This is a genomic window from Streptomyces sp. NPDC037288 (genome assembly GCF_055603265.1).
The window spans coordinates 469428-490205 of record NZ_JBVJVY010000001.1; the positions used below are offsets into that span (position 1 = coordinate 469428).

19 protein-coding genes and 1 pseudogene are annotated in these 20778 nt (G+C 72.3%); 12 read left to right on the forward strand and 8 right to left on the reverse strand.

Translation table 11 applies throughout. The annotated features are described in order from the left end of the window. Nucleotides 1-27: 27 nt before the first annotated feature. Nucleotides 28-954, reverse strand: coding sequence for an EamA family transporter (locus ACZ7GZ_RS02180; protein WP_471020060.1), 927 nt, complete (start codon nucleotides 952-954; stop codon nucleotides 28-30). Next, on the reverse strand, nucleotides 951-2327 hold the full coding sequence (locus tag ACZ7GZ_RS02185) for an MFS transporter (protein WP_471020063.1): 1377 nt from the start codon (nucleotides 2325-2327) through the stop codon (nucleotides 951-953). The genes ACZ7GZ_RS02180 and ACZ7GZ_RS02185 overlap by 4 nt, the downstream gene beginning before the upstream one ends. 100 nt (nucleotides 2328-2427) lie before the next feature. Between ACZ7GZ_RS02185 and ACZ7GZ_RS02190 the strand changes: the two genes are divergently transcribed. Further along, entirely contained in the window at nucleotides 2428-2934 is a 507-nt protein-coding gene (locus tag ACZ7GZ_RS02190; RefSeq protein WP_471020066.1) for a MarR family winged helix-turn-helix transcriptional regulator, read from the forward strand. Here the strand turns inward: ACZ7GZ_RS02190 and ACZ7GZ_RS02195 are convergent. After that, nucleotides 2931-4400: an FAD-dependent monooxygenase gene (locus ACZ7GZ_RS02195; protein WP_471020069.1), complete on the reverse strand. Its 1470-nt coding sequence runs from the start codon at nucleotides 4398-4400 to the stop codon at nucleotides 2931-2933. The genes ACZ7GZ_RS02190 and ACZ7GZ_RS02195 overlap by 4 nt on opposite strands. Nucleotides 4401-4556: 156 nt before the next feature. Here ACZ7GZ_RS02195 and ACZ7GZ_RS02200 point away from each other — a divergent pair, with 156 nt between their 5' ends. Then, complete coding sequence (locus ACZ7GZ_RS02200) at nucleotides 4557-5135, forward strand: TetR/AcrR family transcriptional regulator (RefSeq protein WP_471020072.1); 579 nt, start codon at nucleotides 4557-4559, stop codon at nucleotides 5133-5135. A gap of 32 nt (nucleotides 5136-5167) precedes the next feature. Here ACZ7GZ_RS02200 and ACZ7GZ_RS02205 read toward each other — a convergent pair whose 3' ends face one another. Continuing rightward, entirely contained in the window at nucleotides 5168-5758 is a 591-nt protein-coding gene (locus ACZ7GZ_RS02205) for a dihydrofolate reductase family protein (RefSeq protein ID WP_471020075.1), read from the reverse strand. Between the two features lie 70 nt (nucleotides 5759-5828). Here ACZ7GZ_RS02205 and ACZ7GZ_RS02210 point away from each other — a divergent pair, with 70 nt between their 5' ends. Then, a complete protein-coding gene (locus ACZ7GZ_RS02210) occupies nucleotides 5829-6407 on the forward strand; it encodes a TetR/AcrR family transcriptional regulator (RefSeq protein ID WP_471020078.1) in 579 nt (192 codons plus the stop codon). Between the two features lie 167 nt (nucleotides 6408-6574). Here the strand turns inward: ACZ7GZ_RS02210 and ACZ7GZ_RS02215 are convergent, their stop codons facing one another. From ACZ7GZ_RS02215 to ACZ7GZ_RS02225, 3 genes are read right to left on the reverse strand one after another with little or no spacing between them, the layout of a single operon-like run. Then, a complete protein-coding gene (locus ACZ7GZ_RS02215; RefSeq protein WP_471020081.1) occupies nucleotides 6575-6850 on the reverse strand; it encodes a hypothetical protein in 276 nt (91 codons plus the stop codon). A 58-nt stretch (nucleotides 6851-6908) separates the two neighbouring features. Beyond that, on the reverse strand, nucleotides 6909-8999 hold the full coding sequence (gene malQ, locus ACZ7GZ_RS02220) for a 4-alpha-glucanotransferase (RefSeq protein WP_471020083.1): 2091 nt from the start codon (nucleotides 8997-8999) through the stop codon (nucleotides 6909-6911). Further along, nucleotides 9000-9233, reverse strand: coding sequence for a hypothetical protein (locus ACZ7GZ_RS02225; RefSeq protein WP_471020085.1), 234 nt, complete (start codon nucleotides 9231-9233; stop codon nucleotides 9000-9002). Between the two features lie 146 nt (nucleotides 9234-9379). Between ACZ7GZ_RS02225 and ACZ7GZ_RS02230 the strand changes: the two are divergent. Then, a pseudogene (locus ACZ7GZ_RS02230) lies at nucleotides 9380-9865 on the forward strand (RNA polymerase sigma factor); the annotation flags it as partial. A gap of 377 nt (nucleotides 9866-10242) precedes the next feature. Here ACZ7GZ_RS02230 and ACZ7GZ_RS02235 read toward each other — a convergent pair. Next, the gene (locus ACZ7GZ_RS02235; RefSeq protein ID WP_471020088.1) at nucleotides 10243-10779 is read right to left on the reverse strand and encodes an HNH endonuclease; all 537 of its coding nucleotides are present in this window, start codon (nucleotides 10777-10779) and stop codon (nucleotides 10243-10245) included. Nucleotides 10780-11105: 326 nt separating this feature from the next. On the opposite strand from ACZ7GZ_RS02235, the gene ACZ7GZ_RS02240 reads away from it, so the two are divergent. From ACZ7GZ_RS02240 to ACZ7GZ_RS02275, 8 genes are all read left to right on the forward strand, one after another. Beyond that, the gene (locus tag ACZ7GZ_RS02240) at nucleotides 11106-12215 is read left to right on the forward strand and encodes a mechanosensitive ion channel family protein (protein ID WP_471020090.1); all 1110 of its coding nucleotides are present in this window, start codon (nucleotides 11106-11108) and stop codon (nucleotides 12213-12215) included. 656 nt (nucleotides 12216-12871) lie between these two features. Beyond that, nucleotides 12872-14083 (forward strand): ROK family transcriptional regulator, encoded by a 1212-nt coding sequence (locus tag ACZ7GZ_RS02245; RefSeq protein WP_471020093.1) that lies wholly within the window; start codon nucleotides 12872-12874, stop codon nucleotides 14081-14083. Between the two features lie 95 nt (nucleotides 14084-14178). Further along, on the forward strand, nucleotides 14179-15477 hold the full coding sequence (locus ACZ7GZ_RS02250; RefSeq protein ID WP_471020096.1) for an ABC transporter substrate-binding protein: 1299 nt from the start codon (nucleotides 14179-14181) through the stop codon (nucleotides 15475-15477). Between the two features lie 3 nt (nucleotides 15478-15480). Then, nucleotides 15481-16422 carry a carbohydrate ABC transporter permease gene (locus tag ACZ7GZ_RS02255; RefSeq protein WP_471020098.1) on the forward strand — a complete coding sequence of 314 codons (942 nt, stop codon included), beginning with the start codon at nucleotides 15481-15483 and terminating at the stop codon, nucleotides 16420-16422. 3 nt (nucleotides 16423-16425) lie between these two features. Beyond that, nucleotides 16426-17259: a carbohydrate ABC transporter permease gene (locus tag ACZ7GZ_RS02260; protein WP_471020101.1), complete on the forward strand. Its 834-nt coding sequence runs from the start codon at nucleotides 16426-16428 to the stop codon at nucleotides 17257-17259. A gap of 6 nt (nucleotides 17260-17265) precedes the next feature. Beyond that, a complete protein-coding gene (locus ACZ7GZ_RS02265) occupies nucleotides 17266-18531 on the forward strand; it encodes a 6-phospho-beta-glucosidase (RefSeq protein WP_471020103.1) in 1266 nt (421 codons plus the stop codon). Beyond that, the gene (locus ACZ7GZ_RS02270) at nucleotides 18522-19508 is read left to right on the forward strand and encodes an N-acetylglucosamine kinase (RefSeq protein WP_471020106.1); all 987 of its coding nucleotides are present in this window, start codon (nucleotides 18522-18524) and stop codon (nucleotides 19506-19508) included. The genes ACZ7GZ_RS02265 and ACZ7GZ_RS02270 overlap by 10 nt, the downstream gene beginning before the upstream one ends. 109 nt (nucleotides 19509-19617) lie before the next feature. Next, nucleotides 19618-20673, forward strand: coding sequence for an RICIN domain-containing protein (locus tag ACZ7GZ_RS02275; protein ID WP_471020109.1), 1056 nt, complete (start codon nucleotides 19618-19620; stop codon nucleotides 20671-20673). The last annotated feature ends 105 nt before the right edge of the window (nucleotides 20674-20778 follow it).

Genomic DNA, 20778 nt, shown 5'->3' on the forward strand with positions numbered 1-20778 from the left:
GTGAGGAGGTCGTGGTGCGGTGTGCTCCTACCGTCGCAGCGGCCCATCTGTCAGGTCCATCGAAAGTTTTCGACTCTTCTTTTCAGAGAAACCGAACGATCCCGGGCGGCTTGCGCCCTGGCCCGCCAGCGTCGCGCCGAACGCCAGCACCATGCCCGCCACCTGCACCGGTGTGAGCGCCTGGCCGAGGGCCGCCCAGCCGACGACGGCCGCGGTCAGCGGGGAGAGCGGGCCGAGGAAGGCGACCTGGGGGGCGGTGAGCCGGCCGATGCCGCGGAACCAGAGCCAGTACGCCACCGCCGTGTTGGCCAGCGCCAGGTAGGCATAGCCGCCGAGGGCCCGGGCGTCCAGGGCGGGCGGGGCGCCCTCGGCCAGGAACGCGACCGGCGCGATGAGCAGCCCGCCAGCGGTGAGCTGCCAGCCGGTGAGCGCCAGCGGGCCGACCCCGTCCGGGCGGCCCCACCGCTTGGTCAGGACCGTGCCGGCGGCCATCGAGGCGGTGGCGGCGACGGCCGCGAGCACGCCGACGGCGTCGAGCCTTCCGGCCCCCTGCAGGACGACGAGGCTGACGCCGAGCGCGGCGACGGCGCCGGTGACGAGCGTGCGCGGGGACGGTCGCTGACCGAGCAGCAGCGCCGAGAGGCCGACGACGAACAGCGGCTGCACCGAGCCGACGACGGCGGCCAGGCCACCGGGCAGCCGGTACGCCGACACGAACAGCAGCGGGAAGAAGGCACCGATGTTCAGCGCGCCCAGCGCGAGCGACTTCCCCCACCAGGCGCCACGCGGCAGCACCCGGGTCAGCGCCAGCAGGACGAGTCCGGCGGGCAGGGCCCGCAGCAGCGCCGTGAACAGGGGGCGGTCCGGCGGCAGGAGTTCCGTGGTGACCGCGTAGGTGGTTCCCCAGGAGACCGGGGCGAGCGCGGTGAGCAGGACGGTGACGGATCGCTTCACGACCGGGTCCCTTCGGGGTCGGTGGGAACGGGGGCAGACGCAGTGGCCGGGACGGGAACAGCGGCCGGGACGGGAACAGCGGCCCGGGCCCGGGCCGGGGCGCCGCCGCGGGCCACCGGCGCCGGCGGCGTATCCGCCGGCAGCGGGCGTACCGCCTCCGGCGGCAGGTGGCGTTCCGTGCGGATCAGGAGGGCGGCCGCCACCGCCGAGGTCAGGACGAGGACGGCCCACGGAGCCCGGGCGTCCAGCGCGAGCAGGGCCGTGAACAGGGAGGGCGCCACCGCCTTCGCCAGCGACCAGGACATCTGGTACGCCGCCAGATACCGCCCGCGCACCGCCTCGGGCGCCGCCTCGACCGCGAGCACCTGGGCGGCGGGGCTGTGGATCAGCTCGCCGAGGGTGTAGACGACGACCACGGCGACCAGGGCGCCGCCCAGGACCGTGACCGAGGCCGGCCGTACGGTGCCGAGCACGATCTGCGCGGCGAAGGCGGTCGCGAACAGGCCCCCGCCCAGCGCCGCCGCCCGGGTGCGCCGGGCACCGGTCCTGCGGACCCGCGCGCCGACGGCGACCCCGGCCACCGCGCACAGCACGGTGTTGAGGGTGAACGCGGCACCGGTGAGCACCGAGGGTCCGTGCAGCCACTCCACCATGAACAGCGGGAAGAGGACCGACAGGGCCGAATAGCTCAGGGCGTTCAGGAGGTTGGCGCCGGTGACGACCAGGAAGGGCCGGTCGGCGAGGACGAGCCGGTAGCCGGCGCCCGCCCGGTGCGGGACCGGGGCCTCACCTGCCGTACGCACCGGCCGCAGCGGTCGCAGCAGCAGCGCGGCGAGCGCGAAGGAGAGGGCGTTGCCCCAGGCCGCGTACGTGTAACCGGAGCCGCCCGCGAGGGAGATGACCAGCGTGGCCAGCAGCGCGCCCGCGCCGTTGCCGGCGTTCTGCAGCGCGCGCGTCGACGCCTGCAGCCGGTCCCGTCCCGTCCCGCGCGCCACCTCGCCGATCAGGGACTGCTGCACGGCGGGGAAGGCCCGGTCGGCGGCGGCCGTGACCAGGGCCACGGCCGCGAAGGCGGCGAGGGAGTGGGCGAAGGGGTAGAGGGCGAAGCCGGCGACCCGGACGCCGTACAGCACGTACTGCACGCGCTTGGCCCCGTACCGGTCCACCGCCGTCCCGGCGAGCGGCAGTACGGCGATGCCCGCGAGGCCGGTCGCGGTGAGGACGGCGCCCACGACCGTGAAGGACAGCCCGGTCACGGCGTGGAAGAAGACCAGCGTGAACGGCACGTACATACCGGTGCCGACGCCGTTGACGGCGGCGGTGAGCGGCAGGGCCCACTCGCCTGGGATGCGTTCGCTGTCTCTGGCCATCATGCCCCCTGGAAGTAGCTTGATGAGAAGTAGCTTAGCACTAAGCAACTTTCCATCAAGCCACTTTCTTGCTGGCGACCGTCCGCGGCGCGATACTCGGCGCATGAGTGCAGCGAAGGATCCCGTCGACGCGATCATCGACCAGTGGGCGGCCGTGCGGCCCGACCTCGACTCCCGGGCAATGGAGGTCTTCGGGCGGATCTACCGCCTCTCCCGGACCATGGGCGACCGCGTGGAGAAGGCGTATCAGCCGTACGGCATCTCCCGCGGCGAGTTCGACGTACTCGCCACCCTGCGCCGCGCCGGCGAGCCGTACACCCTCTCGCCGCGTCAGCTGTCGGCCACCCTCATGCTCACCACCGGCGGGATGACCGGTCGCCTCGACAAGCTGGAGAAGGCCGGACTGCTGCACCGCTCCCCCGACCCGCACGACCGCCGGGGCCTGAAGGTGACGCTGACCGAGAAGGGACTGGACGTCATCGACCGGGCGGTCGGCGCGGGCCTCGCGGTCCAGACGGAGGCCCTGTCACGCCTCGACGACGAACAGGTCGGCCAACTGACCGACCTGTTGAGGCAGTTGCTCGCCGGAACCCTGGAGACCCGGCACTAGCCGCCGACGTGCGCGGCGACCGCCGCCTCGATGTCCGCCGCGGTGGCCGAGTCGGCGGCCCAGGCCGCGTACCCGTCGGGGCGGACCAGCACGGTCGTACGGCGGTCGCTCGCCCAGCGCGCCACGGCCAGCCGGTCCGCGCGGGCGGGCTCCGGCTCGTACGGCTCGGCGGCGATCAGCACGAACCGGCCGCCGCGCAGCGCCTCATGGAGACGGCCGCCGCCGGCCAGGGCGACGTCCGGGACACGGGCGCCGGTCAGGGAGTGGGTGCCACGGGGTGCGGGGTAGCGGTAGCCGATGCCCGTGACCTGGGCGGCGACCCTGCGCCGGGCGGGGCCGACGGCGTTCAGGAACACGGTGAGCGCGGCGCGGGCCGCGAGGGTCCAGGGCCGCTTGGCCATGGCGAGGCGGACGATCCCGCCGCTGCTGCGCAGCACCGCCCGGCCCACGGGGTGCCGCTCGGCCTGGTAGGTGTCGAGCAGGGCGGGGTCCGCGCGGCCGGTGACGACCGCTGCCAGCTTCCAGCTCAGGTTGGCCGCGTCCTGGAGCCCGGTGTTCATGCCCTGGCCGCCGGCCGGGGTGTGCACGTGCGCGGCGTCGCCGGCCAGGAGTACCCGCCCGACCCGGTAGGCGGGCGCCTGGCGTTCGTCGCTGTGGAAGCGGGACATCCAGCGGGCGTCGTGCATCCCGAAGTCCCGGCCGAGGGCGAGGCGGGTGATCTCCTTGATCTCGGCGAGGTCCAGCGGCTCGGTGTCGGGGACGTTGCGACCGCGGTGCCAGCCGATCACCCGGTGGTAGCCGTCACCGAACGGCGCGAGGAAGGCGAAGGCGTCGCCGGCGGCGTTGACGGTGAGCAGGGCCGGCGGCTCCTCGGCGAGCCTGACGTCGGCGAGGACCACCGACCGGATCACCGACCTGCCCGGGAACGGCAGCCCGATCGCCTCCCGTACGGCACTGCGCATGCCGTCGGCGCCGACGACGTACGCCGCGCGCAGCGTCTGCGTACGCCCCTCGGGACCGCGCGCCTCGACGGTCACCCCGTCCGCGTCCTGGGTGAGCCCGGTCAGCTCGGTCTCGTAGCGGAAGTCGGCACCCGCCTCGAGCGCGCGCCGCTGCAGGACCTTCTCGACCTCGTACTGCGGCAGGACGAGGAGGTGGCGGAAGCGGGAGGGGAGGGCGGCGAGGTCCACGGTGAGCCTGCCGAAGAGACGGAGGCGGTCGAGGGGCTGCCCCACGGCCTCCAGGTCGTCGGCGAGGGCGCGCGCATCGAGCTGTTCCAGGGTGCGGGCGTGCAGGACGAAGGCGCGGGAGAGGTTGCTGATGCCGTGGGGGCGCCTTTCGAGGACGGTGACCGGGACGCCGGCGGTGGCGAGATCACCGGCGAGGAGCAGGCCGGTGGGGCCGGAGCCGACGACTATGACGTTGCCGTCGACGTTGCGCGTGCTGTTTCCCGTGGTGCCGGTCATGGTGGGCCTCCTGGGTGCCAACGCCCATTGGTCAACGGGCGTTCGCCAACGTTGTTGGCCAACATCTGTTGGTCAACGCTTGTTGGCAAGCCTAGAGCGGCACCCCGACGGGGTCAACACTTGTTGGCCTACGGATGTTGACTTACGCTCGTCGTCATGACCGACGGCACCAGGACGAACCAGGCGCGCCGCTCCGACGCCACCCGCACCGCCATCCTCGACGCCGCCCGCGAGCGGTTCGCCACGGACGGCTACGAGCGGGCCACCATCCGCGCGATCGCCAAGGAGGCGCGCATCGACCCGTCGATGGTGATGCGCTACTACGGCAGCAAGGAGGGGCTGTTCGCGGCGGCCGTCGCGCTGGACCTGCGGCTGCCCGATCTGACGCGGGTGCCGAAGGACGAGGTCGGGCGGGCGCTGGTGGGCCACTTCCTGAGCCTCTGGGAGGAGAACGAGGAGCTGACGGCCGTGCTCCGGGTCGGCGCCACCAACCAGGCCGGGGCCGAGCGGATGCAGGGCATCTTCCGCGACCAGCTGCTGCCGGTGGCCCGGCAGGTGTGCCCCGACCCCGAGCAGACCCCCGCGCGGGCCGCCCTGTGTGCCGCCCAGCTGCTCGGGCTGGCCCTGACCCGCTACGTACTGCGGCTGCCGCCGGCACGGGAGCTGACCCACGGGGAACTGCTGGCCTGGCTCGGGCCGACCGTGCAGCGGTACCTGACCGCGCCGAGCCCCTGAGCGAACCCCCCGAGGGACAGGGCCGAAACCGTCTAGCGGCGGGTGAGGCGGGTGTGAGTGACGCCGTTGGGAAAGGCGGTGCGCTCGGCGACGTCGAAGACCGTGGGGTCGAAGGCGCCGTCGAAGGCCGGGATTCCGGCACCGGCGATCACCGGGTAACTCTTGACCACCAGTTCGTCGATCTCCGGCAGGAGAGCCCCCGCGAGCTTGCCGCCGCCGCAGAGCCAGATGTCCAGGGCGGTCTCGTCCCGCTTGAGCTCCCGCACGAGGCCGACCGGGTCACCCTGGACGACGGTGACGGCCGGGTCCGTGTCGAGCGCCAGCGTGCTGGACACCACGTACTGGCGCAGGTGGGCGTACGGACTGGTGATTCCCGCGTCGAGGGCGGGGCGATAGGCGCCCAGACCCATGACGACGGTGTCGAAGCGCCGGCTCGGCGCGCCCGCGATGCCGACGGCCGCGCGGTGGGCGGTCGGGACGGTCTCGGGGTACAGCGCGTTGCTCCAGGCGGCGTAGGCGGCGGCCTGCTGGTCGTCGCCGGCGGGGAAGAAGTCGTACTCGCCGCCCGGGCCGGCGATGCGGCCGTCGAGCGTGACGGCGACGTAGTACACGAGCTTTCGCATCTCTGATCCTCCATGCGTAGTACTATGTGTGAAGTGGTTTGACCGTAGTACTACACCTGGAGTGGTGTCAATGGTGAGAAGGAACGAGCAGCGGCGTGCCGCACTCGTGGATGCCGCGATCGAGGTCCTGGCCAGGGAAGGCGCACGGGGGCTGACCTTCCGGGCGGTGGACACCGAGGCCGCCGTACCCGTCGGAACCGCGTCGAACTACTTCGCCAGCCGCGACAGCCTGCTCACTCAGGCCGGCGCCCGGGTCTACGAGCGGCTCCAGCCCGACGACGCCACGATCGCCCGCCAGCAGGTGGCCGGCCGCGACCGGGAAACCTACGCCGAGCTGATGCGTGAACTGGTCGACCGCGTCGCCGCCTTCCGCACCGGCTACCTCGCACTGCTCGAACTCCGCCTGGAGGCCACCCGCCGCCCCGAGCTGCGCAAGGTCCTCACCGAGCGGGTCCGGGCCGACATCGACGCCAACGTCGCCTACCACGAGAGCTCCGGCCTCCCCGGCGACGCCACGGCCGTCAAGCTGCTCATGCTGGCGTTCAACTGGCTGATCGTCGAGCAGCTCACCCTGCCCGACGTCTTCACGGAGGCGGAACGGGACCACCTGGTGACGGCCGCCGTCGAGCGCATCGTGGCGGCGGAGTAAGCCGCCGGGGCGCACCCTGTGCGCAGCGAGGGGCTCGCGCCTGCGCGGGAGTGACGGACCGTGCCCGCCGAACGGAAAACGCCGGGGGCGCCCGTCTCACCCGGGTACGGCGATGCGCGCGTACCGGCGGGAGGACAGACGCCCCCGGCGAAAGAACCGGTGTCCGGTCAGGCCTTGGCCCTGGCCTCGGACTTCGCCTTGGACGAGGGGATCGTGACCCTGATCTTGGACCGGTCCAGCGCCATGACCAGTCCGGCGATGACGACGAACAGCGCGAGCGGGATCAGCACGTAGAGGCCCAGCGTCTGGACGACGCTCAGGCCGGGGCCGGGGTCGTCGCCGTCGTCGCGGGTCAGCGCGAGCGCGGGGGACGACATGAGCAGCATCATCAGCGTCGTACCGGCGGCCAGGGCGCCGGCGCGCAGGGCGTTCTTCTTGTCCACGGTCTCAAGTTAGCGAATCACCCGGAAGGCCGCGCGCGCGGGGTCCGCTACCGGGCGTTCACCCGCCTCCGAGCTGCGTGAACACAGCGAGCAGCGCGCGCAGCCGGGGTGCGGCCGTCAGCTCCTCCAGCGGCACCGGCCGGCCCTCGCGGTCCGCGATCGGCAGCCGCCAGTTCGGGTACTGGTCCCAGGTTCCCGGCAGGTTCTGCGGGCGGCGGTCGCCGACGCCGTCCGGGAGCCAGACGCCGATCAGCCGGGCCGGGGTGCGCAGCAGGAAGCGGTGGACGGCGCGGATCTCCTCCTCCTCGTCGGTTCCGGGCGGACCGGCGGCCGTCAGGTCCAGCAGACCGAGGCTGCCGAGCAGGGCGAGCCACTCGGCGGTGTCGGCGTTGGCCTCGGCGCGCTCCTCGACCGCCGGACGGGTGAGCAGGCCCAGGCGGTCGCGCAGGTCGACGTGGTCGCCGGTGAGCCGGGCGGCGGTGGGCGGCAGATCGTGGGTGGTGGCGGTGGCCAGGCAGTCGGCGCGCCAGCGGGCGGGCGGCAGCGGGCGGCCGTCGCCCTCCCAGTCGCGTTCGAACCACAGCACGGAGGTGCCGAGCACCCCGCGCCGCCCGAGGCTCTCGCGCACCCCGGGCTCGACGGTGCCGAGGTCCTCGCCGATGACGACGGCCCCGGCGCGGGTGGCCTCCAGGGCGAGGATCGCGAGCATGGCGTCGGCGTCGTAGCGGACGTACGTGCCCTCGGTGGGCGGCCTGCCCTGCGGGACCCACCACAGCCGGAACAGGCCCATGACGTGGTCGATGCGCAGGGCGCCGGCGTAGCGGAAGAGGGCGCGCAGGAGGTCCCGGTAGGGGGTGTGTCCGCAGGTGGCGAGGCGGTCGGGGCGCCAGGGCGGCAGGCCCCAGTCCTGGCCGCGGGCGTTGAAGGCGTCGGGCGGGGCGCCGACGGACATGCCGGCGGCGAACACGTCCTGCTGCGCCCAGGCGTCGGCGCCGACCGGGTGCACGCCGACGGCCAGGTCGTGCACGATCCCGACCGGCATACCGGCCTCGCGGGCGGCACGCTGGGCGGTTCGGAGCTGGCCGTCGGTGAGCCAGGCGAGGCGGGCGTGGAACTCGACCCGGCCGGCGAGCTCGGCGCGGGCACGGGCGGTGGCGGCCGAGCGGGGGTCGCGCAGGCCCTCGGGCCAGGTGTGCCAGTCGGAGCCGTGGATCTCGGCGAGGGCGTACCAGGTGGCGTGGTCGTCGAGCGCCTGGCCGTGGGCGGCGCGGAAGTCGTCGTAGGCGGCCCGCCGGCCGGGGCCCAGGGGGACGGACAGGACCAGTTCCAGTGCCTCCCGCTTCAGTTCCCACACGGCGTCGCGGTCGATGAGGGCGCCCTTGTCGAGGACGGCGGCACGCAGCCGCCCGGCCCGCTCCAGCAGCCCGCTCAGCCGCTCCCGGTCCGCCACGTACGCGTACTCGGGGATGTCCTCGATGCGCAGGTGCACGGGGTCGGGGAAGCGGCGGGAGGAGGGGCGGTACGGGGACGGGTCCGTGGGGGCGCCGGGTACGGCCGCGTGCAGCGGGTTGACCTGCACGAATCCGGCACCGGTGGTGCGTCCGGCCCAGCCGGCCAGCTCGGCGAGGTCGCCGAGGTCGCCCATGCCCCAGGAGCGGCGGGAGAGCAGGGAGTACAGCTGGACGAGGAGGCCGTGGGAGCGGCCGGGCGGGGCGGGCAGCCGGTCGGGGGCGACGACGAGGTGGGTGTGGCCGGTGCGCCCGTCGGGGGCGACGGCGCTCACGCGGTGCACGCCGAGCGGGAGGTTCGAGATCCCGTCCCGCTCCTCTCCCTCCTCGGTCCTCACGAGCAGGCGGGTGCCGGGCGGCAGCGCGGCGAGGGCGGCGGGGCCCTGCGGGTCGCCGGCCCAGTGCACGACCGTCGGCGGCAGCAGGCGTTCGCGCAGTTCGCGTTCGCGGGCGGCGAGCGCACTGCGTACGGCGTCGGGGCCGGCCGCGTCGACGCCGAGGGCGGCCAGGGCGGCGACCACGGCGGAGGCGGGGACCGGGACGCTGCGGCCCGGGGCGGGGCTGTAGCAGGTGGCGACCCCGTGCAGGTCGGCGAGCCGGGACAGCTCCGCGTCCGCGAGGTCCTCGAACGCCGCGGCCATCTACAACCCCACGCCGAAGCCGTCGGACTCGCTGGTCAGCGGGGTGGCCTCGGCGAGCGGCGGCTCGCTGGTCAGGGGCTCGGCGTCGGGCAGGGGCGGTTCGCTGGTCAGCGGGGCCTGGGCGCAGGCGCCCTCCGCGCTGAAGACGCACAGCGGTGCGTCGGCGGTCGTGGCGGACGGCTCCGCCACGGGTTTCCACTGGGCCGGGATCGAGAGTGGAGCCGGTGCGGCCACGGGGGCCTCCTTCGGGTGGGTCGGTTGCTCGGGTCGGATGATGCGGCTTTGAACGGGTTACGGCAGGCCTACCCCGTGGCGGCGTCCGCACTCGCGGCCGTTTTCGGAGCACGTGCCGCAGGCCTGCGGGAGCCCCTGGCGGGCGCCTGACGAACGCGTACGACCGGCAGGCGGGCCGCTTGCACGCGCGGCTGACGCGCCGGTGCGCCGGCCACGAGGTGGTGTGCGAGGTGTTGCAGGTCACGTTCGTCACGGTGGGGCGGTCGCCGGCCGGGCACCGCGGGCGAGAGGCCGGCGGCTGGCTGTGGACGATCGCCGCACGCCGGCTCGTCGACGCCCTGCGGGCGCAGGAGCGGGCCGCGCGGGTGGCGACGGCGCCTCTGGAACCGGCGGACGGCTCCTACGAGCCCGCCGCGGCGCAGTCCGCCGAGGACCCGGTGCCGGCGGGGCTGGAGCACGGCGATGTCGGCACCGCCCCCGACCGGATCTCCCCCGAGCTGCGCGAGGTGCTGCGCGCGAGCGTCGTGGACGGGCTGAGCACTCGCGAGGCGGCCCGGCTGCTCGGCCTACCCGAGGGCACGGTCAAGTCCCGCGCCCGGCGCGCCCGGGCCGAACCGCGGGCCGCGCTCGCCCCGTGGGACCAGGACCACGCGGGCCGAGCTGCGCAAGAGGGTGGCCGCCCGCTTCCGCGCCCTGCCGCTCACCCTGGCCGCTCTCGCCCAGACCACCGCGTCCGCGGTGTGGTCCGCCGGGCAGCCGGACGGCCACCTGGACCCCGGCCGCCGGGTGCCGCTCGTGGCGCCGGCCCCGCTGCCGGCGTCGGCCGTGATCGGGACGAGCGCCGTATACAGCCGTTTACAGGGGCGGCCACGGCGCACAGGAACGCGCGGCAAGGGGCGCAAAGCCGATGTGCGGGGCGCGGGGAACTGCGCGAGCAACCACGACGAACCCGCAGCCGCCGAACAACCACCACCACGCCCCTGGCAGACGCGGAAAACCGGCCCGAACCTCAGGCGGAGATGCCATCGATCCGGGCCAGGGCATCATCCGCACCAAACGGCTGCAGATAAGGCAACCACCGCGGATCCCGATGCCCGGTACCGATGATCCGCCAGGCGAGCCCGGTCGGCGGAGCCGGCTTGTGCCGCAGCCGCCACCCGAGTTCGACGAGGTGACGGTCGGCCTTGACGTGGTTGCAGCGGCGGCAGGAGGCCACCACGTTGTCCCAGCGGTGTTGGCCCCCGCGGCTACGCGGGATGACGTGGTCGACGCTGGTTGCGACGCCACCGCAGTACATGCACCGGCCCCCGTCGCGGGCGAAGAGCGCGCGGCGGGTGAGAGGAACGGGCCCCCGGTAGGGAACCCGTACGAATCGCTTGAGCCGGACCACGCTGGGTGCGGGGACTGTGACGGTCGCGCTGTGCATATAGGCGCCGGATTCCTCGAGGGAGACGGCCTTGTTCTCCAGTACGAGGACGAGCGCGCGGCGGAGCGGTACGACGCCGAGCGGCTCGTACGACGCGTTGAGGACCAGGACATGCGGCACGGGTGCCTCCTTGGGCGTCGGCGGCGCGTGGCTCGCGCCGGGACGATCTGCAGTCAGTTTCCCCTCATGCCTGGTGGAAGCGCCACCATGTCCCGGTAACGGGCTGGGAGTGTTTTCGACCACATCCGATTCATCCCCCGGATCATGGCCGGTTCAAGCCAGGGTGACCCCTGTCTCTCCTGCGCCCCTCCTTGGCGGATCCGCGCGGGGCACACACAATGCCCCGTTAGTGTGGTGGTCCTGTCCGTCCGGTGACCTTTTCGTGACCTTGAAGACCGTGACCGCCCCGCCGGTACGGACCGCGCAGCACCTTGGAGGTACCTGCCGTGTCGTCCTTGCCCGCCGTCCTCCTGGCCGCCGGTGCGTCGCCGACCCCGTCCCCGTCCCCGTCGGTCTCGACGCCGGCCGTGCCGTCGCTCCAGGACGCCCAGGAGAGCGCGACGAACGCGGCGAGCTGGGTCGAGCAGAACTGGTCGACCTGGCTCGCGATGGGGCTGCAGATCCTGCTGGTCGTGGTCGTGGCGGTGGCGCTGCGCGCGGTGGTGCGGCGGGCGATAACCAAGCTGATAGACCGGATGGGCCGCACGGCCGAGGCCGTGAACGGCACGGCGCTGGGCGGGCTGCTGGTCAACGCGGAGCGGCGCCGGCAGCGCTCGCAGGCGATCGGCTCGGTACTGCGCTCGGTGGCGAGCTTCCTGATCCTCGGTACGGCCGCACTGATGGTGCTGTCCACCTTCAAGATCAACCTGGCACCGCTGCTGGCGTCGGCCGGTGTGGCCGGTGTGGCGATCGGTTTCGGCGCGCGGAACCTGGTCACGGACTTCCTCTCCGGCGTGTTCATGATCCTGGAGGACCAGTACGGCGTCGGTGACGTGATCGACGCGGGGGTGGCCACCGGTGAGGTGATCGAGGTCGGGCTGCGCGTGACCAAGCTGCGCGGGGCGGACGGCGAGATCTGGTACGTCCGCAATGGCGAGGTCAAGCGGATAGGCAACCTCTCGCAGGGCTGGGCGACGGCCGGGGTGGACGTGACCGTGAAGGCGGGCGAGGACCTGGACCGGGTCAAGGCCACGCTGGACGACGTCGCCGAGCACATGAGCAAGGAAGAGCCCTGGAACGAGCTGCTGTGGGGCCCGGTCGAGGTGCTCGGTCTGGACTCCGTCCTGATCGACTCCATGGTGGTGCGGGTCTCGGCCAGGACGATGCCCGGCAAGGCGCTGACGATCGAACGGGAGCTGCGCTGGCGGATCAAGCGGGCGTTCGACCGGGCGAGCATCCGCATCATGGGCGGCGCGACGTCCGTGGAGGACGCGGAGGACACCCCGGACCCGGCGGCGGCGGTGGCGGCGCCTTCGGTGTACGCCAACGCGGACTCGGCGCAGTCGGCGGCGACGGCACCCATCGCTGCCCAGCGACCGGCGCCTCCGGCGAAGTAGCGGAACGGTTCAGTACACACGTTCGAGTGAACAGGTGGGGCATTCCGGCGCGCAGTGCGCACGGGGTGCCCCATCGTTCTGCCGGGGCGCCCGAAGCGGGCTTAGCCTGGCATCGGCGCGACAAGGAGAACCAGCGACGAGCGCGGAACCCCTTACGGAGCCGGTGATGACGCAGGACCCCATCGATCTGCTGATCGCGATCGAGGAGGCGTCGGTGGCGCCGATTCGACCCGAGTACGCCGAGGGGAGTATGCCGCCTCGGCATCCCCGTCTACGTCCTGATCAACCGCGACACGAAGACCGCCCACTGTTATACCGACCCCGTCCTCCCCGGTGACGACCCGACCGAGGCCTACTACAAGACGGACACCAAGGTCACCCTCGGCGACCCCCTCCCCCTCCCGGCGCCGTACCCCACCCTCGCCACCACCCCCTTCCTCGACGGCTGAACCCCCCGACGCCCCGGCCCCGAGATAACGACTCCGTTGCCTCGGGGCCGTTGTCTATTGACGCCCCCTTCGTCCTGGGCTTACGTTCCTCCCACCGCGATAGGAAACTTTCCTAACAGTGATCTCCACGCGGCCGGTGATCAAGGCTGGACGCCACGCCCGAGTCACTGAAAAGCTGGGTGGCTGGAAAGGCAGGTGTCGAACTCCATGGCAGGAACCGCCGGTACGCCGGGCACCCCGCGTGTACTGCGCGCCATGAACGACCGTGCCGCACTGGACCTCCTGCTGGAGCACGGACCGCTCTCGCGCACCCGGATCGGCAAGCTCACCGGGCTGTCCAAGCCCACCGCCTCCCAACTGCTGGCCCGCCTGGAGGCGGCCGGCCTGGTCCGGGTGACCGGCACCAGCGAGGGCCGGCCGGGGCCCAGCGCCCAGCTGTACGCCGTCGACCCCACAGCCGCGCACGCCGCCGGGCTCGACGTCACCCCGGACCGCATCCGCGCCGCGGTCGCCGACATCACCGGCCGGACGGTGGGCGAGTTCGAACTGCCCACACCGGGGCGGCACCCGGCGCAGCCCGTCGTCCAGCAGGTCACCGACGCGCTCGACGGTGCCGTGAAGGCGGCCCGGCTCGCGCGGTCCGACGTACACCGGCTGGTCATCGGCACCCCGGGCGCCTTCGACCCGAACACCGGGCGGCTGCGCTACGCCTCCCATCTGCCGGGCTGGCACTCCCCCACACTGCTCGGGGAACTCGCGGCGGCGCTCCCCATGCCCGTCGAGTACGAGAACGACGTCAACCTCGTCGCCCTCGCCGAACAGCGGCTCGGGGCCGCCCGGGGCCACGGGGACTTCGTCCTGCTGTGGAACCAGGAGGGGCTCGGCGCCGCCCTGGTCCTCGGCGGCCGGCTGCACCGCGGCTGGACCGGCGGCGCCGGCGAGGTCGGGTTCCTGCCGGTGCCCGGGACACCCCTGGTGCGCCAGGTGGCCAAGGCCAACACGGGTGGCTACCAGGAGCTGGCCGGCTCCCAGGCCGTACCGGGGCTGGCCCGCGAACTCGGCATCGAGGACGTGCCGTCGGGGCCGTGCACGGAGGTCGCCGCCGAACTCGTCGCCCGTGCCGCCGACCACGCGAGCGGCCCCTACCGGAAGCTGCTGGAGAGCTACGCGACGCGGCTCGCCATCGGTCTCGCCTCGCTCGTCTCCGTCCTCGACCCCGAACTCGTCGTCCTCAGCGGCTCCGCGCTGACGGCCGGCGGCGAGGTGCTGCGCACCCTCGTCCAGGCCGAGCTGGAGGAGCTGGCCGCGGCCCGCCCCCGGCTGGTCGTCGGCGACGTCCAGGAACACCCCGTACTGCGCGGCGCGTTGGAGTCCGCGCTCGTCACCACCCGCGACGAAGTCTTCGACACCTCGCGCTAGAGCACCCCCGCTTTCCCCGACCCCGTCCCCGTCCCCTGGGAGACCTCGCCATGCCCGAAGTCATACCTTCCGCTGCCCGAAAAGCGGCTTTTGCCATGACTGCGTCCCTCGCCTTGTTCGCCACCGCCTGCACCGGGCAGTCGGGCTCCGGCGCCACGGACGACGCCTCGAAGGACACGACGATCACCTTCTGGCACGCCTGGAGCGCGCCGAACGAGGTGAAGGCCGTCAGGTCGCTGGTCGCCGGCTTCGAGAAGGCGCACCCCAACATCCACGTGAACGTGGTCGGCAACATGACCGACGACAAGATCAATCAGGCGCTGCGGTCCGGGGGTGACAAAGCGCCGGACGTGATCTCCTCCTTCACGACCAACAACGTCGGCAAGTTCTGTTCCTCCGGCGCGCTGGTCGACCTCTCCCCCTTCTTCAAGAAGTCGGGCATCGATCCGCAGGCGACCTTCCCGAAGCCGATGAACGAGTACACCCGGTTCGACGGCAACCGCTGCACGGCACCGCTGCTCGGTGACGCGTACGGGCTCTACTACAACAAGACGGCGTTCAGGAAAGCGGGTATCGCGAACCCGCCGAAGACGTGGTCCGCGTTCGAGGCCGACGCCAAGAAGCTGACCGTGCCCGACGGCGACTCCTACAAGCAGCTGGGCTTCATGCCGGACTACCACGGCTGGGAGACCACCACCGAGCACTACTTCGGGCAGTTCTCGCCGACGTACTTCGACAAGAACGGAAAGTCGGACCTCGCCGAGGACCCGGCGTTCCAGAAGGGCTTCGAGCTGCAGAAGCGGCTCGTGGACGAACTCGGCGGATTCCAGAAGCTGGAGAGGTTCCGGGCGACGCTCGGCGACGAGTGGGGCCCCAAGCACCCCTTTCACACCGGTCAGGTCGCCATGCAGCTGGACGGCGAGTGGCGGCTCGGAATGGCCGAGCAGACCAAGCCGGACTTCGAGATCGGCGTCGCCCCGCTGCCCGTCCCCGACGACCAGGTGAGCCAGTACGGCAAGGGCTACATCACCGGCACCATCGCGGGCATCGCCGCCACCAGCCACAAGCAGAACGCGGCCTGGGAATTCGTCAAGTACGTCACCACGGACACGGACGCCGTGGTCGGATTCGCCAACGGAATCCACAACGTGCCCTCCACGCTGGCCGCCCTGAAGTCCCCGAAGCTGACGTACGACCCGCGTTTCAAGACGTTCCTCGACATCGCCGCCGACCCGGACTCCACCACGTCTCCCGCCTCCCTCAACGGCGGCCAGTACCTGGTGACGATCCAGCAGCTCGGCTACGACTACGAAAGCGGCAAGGTCACCGATCTGAAGGCCGGCCTGAGGAAAGCGGCCGCCCAGATCGACACGGACATCGCGCAGGCGAAGTAGCCGATGGCTACGGTCACTCCGGCGTCGAAACGCCGCCGCTCGGCGCTTCGCACGGCCGCCTTCATGTCGCCCTGGCTGATCGGCTTCGCGGTCTTCTTCGCGTACCCGATGATCTCGACCGTCTACTTCTCCTTCATGCACTACGACGGCTTCCGAGCGCCGACGTGGAGCGGGGGCAGGAACTGGACCTACGTCTTCGCGCACTACCCGCTGTTCTGGCCGGCCCTGCGCAACACCCTGTGGCTGGTCCTGGTCATGGTGACCCTCCGGGTCGTCTTCGGGCTCGGTATCGGCCTGCTCATCACCAGGATCAAAACCGCGACGGGGGTCTTCCGGACCCTGTTCTACCTGCCGTACCTCGCCCCGCCGGTCGCGGCGACCATGGCCTTCGCGTTTCTCCTCAACCCCGGCACGGGACCGGTCAACTCCGTCCTGGAGAAGGCCGGCATCCCGGCGCCGGGCTGGTTCAACGACCCCACCTGGTCCAAGCCGGCCCTCACCCTGCTGGCGTTGTGGGGCGTCGGCGACCTGATGGTCATCTTCATGGCCGCGCTGCTGGACGTGCCGGCCGAGCAGTACGAGGCGGCCGAGCTGGACGGGGCGTCGGCGTGGCAGCGGTTCCGGTACGTCACGCTGCCGAACATCTCCCCCATCGTCATGTTCGCCGTCGTCACCGGCGTGATCCAGACCATGCAGTACTACACCCAGCCGCTGATCGCCGGGAAGGTCGCCTCCGGGGTGATCCAGGGCGCGGGCACCCAGTTCGAGCCCGGCTACCCCGACAAGTCCACGCTCACCCTCCCCCAGCTCGTCTACAACCTCGGCTTCCAGCGCTTCGACTACGGCTCGGCCTGTGTGGTGGCCCTGGTGCTGTTCGCGCTGTCCATGGTGTTCACCGCACTGCTGATGCGGCGCCGGGGCGGTCTCATCCAGGCAGGTGACTGACGTATGACCCGCCGCAAGGCGCATCTCGAATGGATCGCGGTCCACTCCCTGGGCGTGGCCGCCGCGCTGTTCTTCACGCTCCCCTTCGTGTTCGTCTTCCTGACCTCGCTGATGAGCGACACCCAGGCGCTCAGCCGCGATCTGGTCCCGCACACCTGGGAGTGGGCCAACTACACGAAGGTCTTCGACACGCCCGGCTTTGTGACCTGGTGGAAGAACACCCTGATCTACGCCGGCCTCGGCACGGTGCTGACGGTGGTGTCGTCGATCCCGGTGGCGTACGCGCTCGCCAAGTTCCGCTTCCGGGGCCGCAACCTGTCGCTCATGCTGGTGATCTCGATGATGATGCTGCCCCCGCAGGTGATCGTCATCCCGATGTACCTGTTCTGGGCGAAGCAGCTGGACCTGTCCGGAACGCTGTGGCCGCTGATCATTCCGATGGCGTTCGGCGACGCGTTCTCCGTCTTCCTGCTGCGCCAGTTCCTGATGACGATCCCGAACGAGTACCTGGACGCGGCGAAGGTCGACGGCTGCGGAGACCTCAGGACCCTGCTCAGGGTCGTGCTGCCGATGGCCAGGCCGGGCATCTCCGCCGTCGCCCTCTTCCAGTTCTTCTACGCCTGGAACGACTACTTCGGTCCGCAGATCTACGCGTCCGAGAACCCCGGCGCCTGGACCCTGTCCTACGGCCTGGAGTCCTTCAAGGGCGCCCACCACACCGACTGGAACCTCACCATGGCCGCGACGGTGCTGGTCATGGCCCCCGTGGTCCTCGTGTTCTTCTTCGCCCAGAAGGCGTTCGTGGAAGGCGTCACGCTCACCGGAGTGAAGGGTTAACCCTGTATGAAACTCACCGTGGTCGGCGGAGGCTCGACCTACACCCCCGAACTCATCGACGGATTCGCACGCCTCAGGGACACCCTGCCCGTCGAGGAACTGGTCCTCGTGGACCCGGCCGCCGAACGCCTGGAACTGGTCGGCGGCCTGGCCCGGCGCATCTTCGCCAAGCAGGGCCACGGCGGCCGGATCGTCACCACCGCCGACCTGGACGCGGGCGTCGACGGCGCCGACGCCGTGCTGCTCCAGCTGCGCGTCGGCGGACAGGCGGCCCGGCAGCAGGACGAGACCTGGCCGCTGGAGTGCGGCTGCATCGGCCAGGAGACCACCGGTGCGGGCGGCCTCGCCAAGGCGCTGCGCACGGTCCCGGTGGTCCTGGACATCGCCGAACGGGTCCGCCGTACCAACCCCCGCGCCTGGATCATCGACTTCACCAACCCGGTCGGCATCGTCACCCGAGCCCTGCTCCAGGCCGGACACCGGGCGGTCGGGCTGTGCAACGTGGCGATCGGCTTCCAGCGGAAGTTCGCGGGCCTGCTCGGTGTGACCCCGGCGGATGTGCATCTCGCCCATGTGGGGCTCAACCACCTCACCTGGGAAACCGGTGTGCGCCTGGGCGGCCCCGAGGGCGACGACGTCCTGCCGAAGCTCCTCGCCGACCACGGCGACGCCATCGCCGGCGACCTGCGCCTCCCGCGCCCCCTGCTGGACCGTCTGGGCGTGATCCCCTCCTACTACCTGCGCTACTACTACGCCCACGACGAGGTCGTCCGCGAGCTGCGCACCAAGCCGTCCCGCGCCGCCGAAGTGGCCGCCATGGAACGTGAGCTGCTGACGATGTACGGCGACCCTTCCCTGGAGGACAAGCCGGCGCTGCTCGCGAAGCGCGGCGGCGCCTACTACTCGGAGGCGGCCGTGGACCTTGCGGCGGCGCTGCTCGGCGGTGGTGGGAGCCCGTACCAGGTGGTGAACGCGTTCAACCGGGGCACACTGCCCTTCCTGCCCGACGACGCGGTGATCGAGGTCCAGGCGGCGGTCGGTCCGAACGGCCCCGCCCCGCTGCCGGTAGCGGAGCCGGACCCGCTGTTCGCCGGGCTGATCGCGAACGTGACGGCGTACGAGGACCTGGCGCTGGAGGCGGCGCTGCGCGGCGGCCGCGACCGCGTCTTCCGCGCCCTGCTCGCCCACCCGCTGATCGGCCAGTACACGTACGCCGACGCCCTGGCCGACCAGTTGATCGCACACAACCGGGAGCACCTCGCGTGGGCCTGACCTCGACCGTGCTCGCGGTGGACGCGGGCAACAGCAAGACCGACGTGGCCGTGGTCACCGCCGCCGGAGAGGTCCTGGCCACGGCCCGCGGCGGCGGTTTCCGCCCGCCCGCGGTGGGCGTGCCGGCGGCGCTGGACGCGCTGGGCGAGCCGGTCGCGCGGGCCTTCGCGGACGCGGGCGTCACGTCGGTCGCGCACGTGTCGGCCTGCCTGGCCAACGCGGACCTTCCCGTGGAGGAGGAGCGGTTGGCGACCGCGCTTCGGGCACGCGGGTGGGGTGCGTCGGTGGAGGTCCGCAACGACACCTTCGCGATCCTGCGGGCGGGCGTCGCCGAGCCGCACGGGGTGGCCGTGGTGTGCGGTGCCGGCATCAACTGCGTCGGCATGCGCCCGGACGGCCGTACCGCGCGTTTCCCGGCCATCGGCCGTATCTCCGGTGACTGGGGCGGGGGCTGGGGGCTGGCCGAGGAGGCGCTGTGGCACGCGGCCCGCGCGGAGGACGGCCGGGGCGGGCCGACGGCCCTGGCCCGCACCCTGCCCGGGCACTTCGGCCTGCCGACGATGTACGCGCTGATCGAGGCGCTGCACCTGGAGCACGTCGGCCACGACCGCCGGCACGAGCTGACTCCGGTGCTGTTCGCGACGGCCGCCGGGGGCGATGCGGTGGCCCGCGCGATCGTCGCACGGCTCGCAAAGGAGGTGGCGGTGATGGCCACGGTGGCGCTGACCCGCCTGGAGCTGCTCGACGAGGAGACGCCGGTCCTGCTCGGCGGCAGTGTCCTGACGGCCGGCCACGCCCTGCTCGACGACGGCATCCGCGACCTGCTGACGGCCCGCGCCCCGAAGGCCGACGTCCGCGTGGTGACGGCGAGCCCGGTCCTGGGCGCGGCCCTGCTGGGCCTGGACCGGCTGGGCGCGGGGGCGGCGGCGCGGGCGCGGGCGCGGGGGTACTGGGAGCTGTCCGGAAACAGCCACTGACCTGAAAAAGCAGGTTTGTTCACAAGATCGCCCGGAATCCGGGAAGTCCGGGAACCGCGACGGCTAGCTTCACGCAGGTCTGCACCAACCGCCAAGGAAAGGACAGCCTGTGTTCCGACGTACGGCAGCCGCCGCTCTGGCCGCGAGCGCGGCGCTCGTGGGACTCGCAGCACACCCCGCGAGCGCCGCGGCGAAGGCGGGCGCGGACCCGTCCGCGCTGAAGGACCTGTCCCTGACGTCGTTGAGCAATGACCGCAACCTCGACGTCCAGAACGGCAACACCGGCGACGGTGTCTTCCTGGTCACCAACTCCGCCCCCGGTCACCACCAGAGGTGGAGCGCGAACCTCACCGGCACCGACGGCTCCTTCACCCTCGTCAACAACGACACCGGCAAGTGCGCGGACGCCGGGCTGCCGCTCAGACAGCAGTCCTGTGACGGCCGGGCCACGGAACGCTGGTTCTTCCAGCCGGTCACCGGCACCCCCGGCGCCTTCATGATCCGGGGCGCCCGCGACGGCAAGTGCCTGGACGTCTGGTACGACGCCCGGTACGACGACGCCTGGACCGACACCTACGACTGCAACGGCACCAGGGCGCAGCAGTGGCGGCTGCCCGCCGGCGCCCAGGACGCCGCCGTCGCCGCGGCCGTCGACTACGCGGCGGCGCGCTGCGTGAAGGACACCTCCAGCTGCTCCTGGCGCACCCGGTCCCAGACCCCGGCGGCGCCGCTGCCCAGGAAGTGCGTCTCGCCGGTCTGGTACAACGGCACGTCGGCGCCGGTGCCGTGGACGTTCACCATGAACCGGACGACCGGCTGGACGTCCACGCTCGGCTTCACCTTCAGCGCCTCGCTCGGCGCCGGCGGGGCGTCCCCGGTCACCGCCCAGGTCAGCCAGCAGATCACCGGCAGCGTCTCGCAGAACCTCGTCGAGGACCTCGGCAACAGCCTCACCGTCACGGTGCCGCCGCGGCAGTACGGCTGGGTCGCCCTGTCGGAGCTGGCGACGAGGGTCACCGGCACGTGGACGTTCGACGTGAACGGGTACGCCTGGACCGCCGACGACACCCTGACGGTCCCGCTGCGCACCGACGACCGGGGCGGCGCCAGCATCTATCTCGCGCAGACCAGCGACACCTTCACCAGCTGCGACAGCGCCGGCTGAGCCACCGCCAGGGCGAAACGGTTCCCCGGCCCGGCACGCACCCGCCGGGCCGGGGAACCGATCCGCCCGGACCGGCGTGTTCCTTCGCAGGGGGTGGTGCGCCGG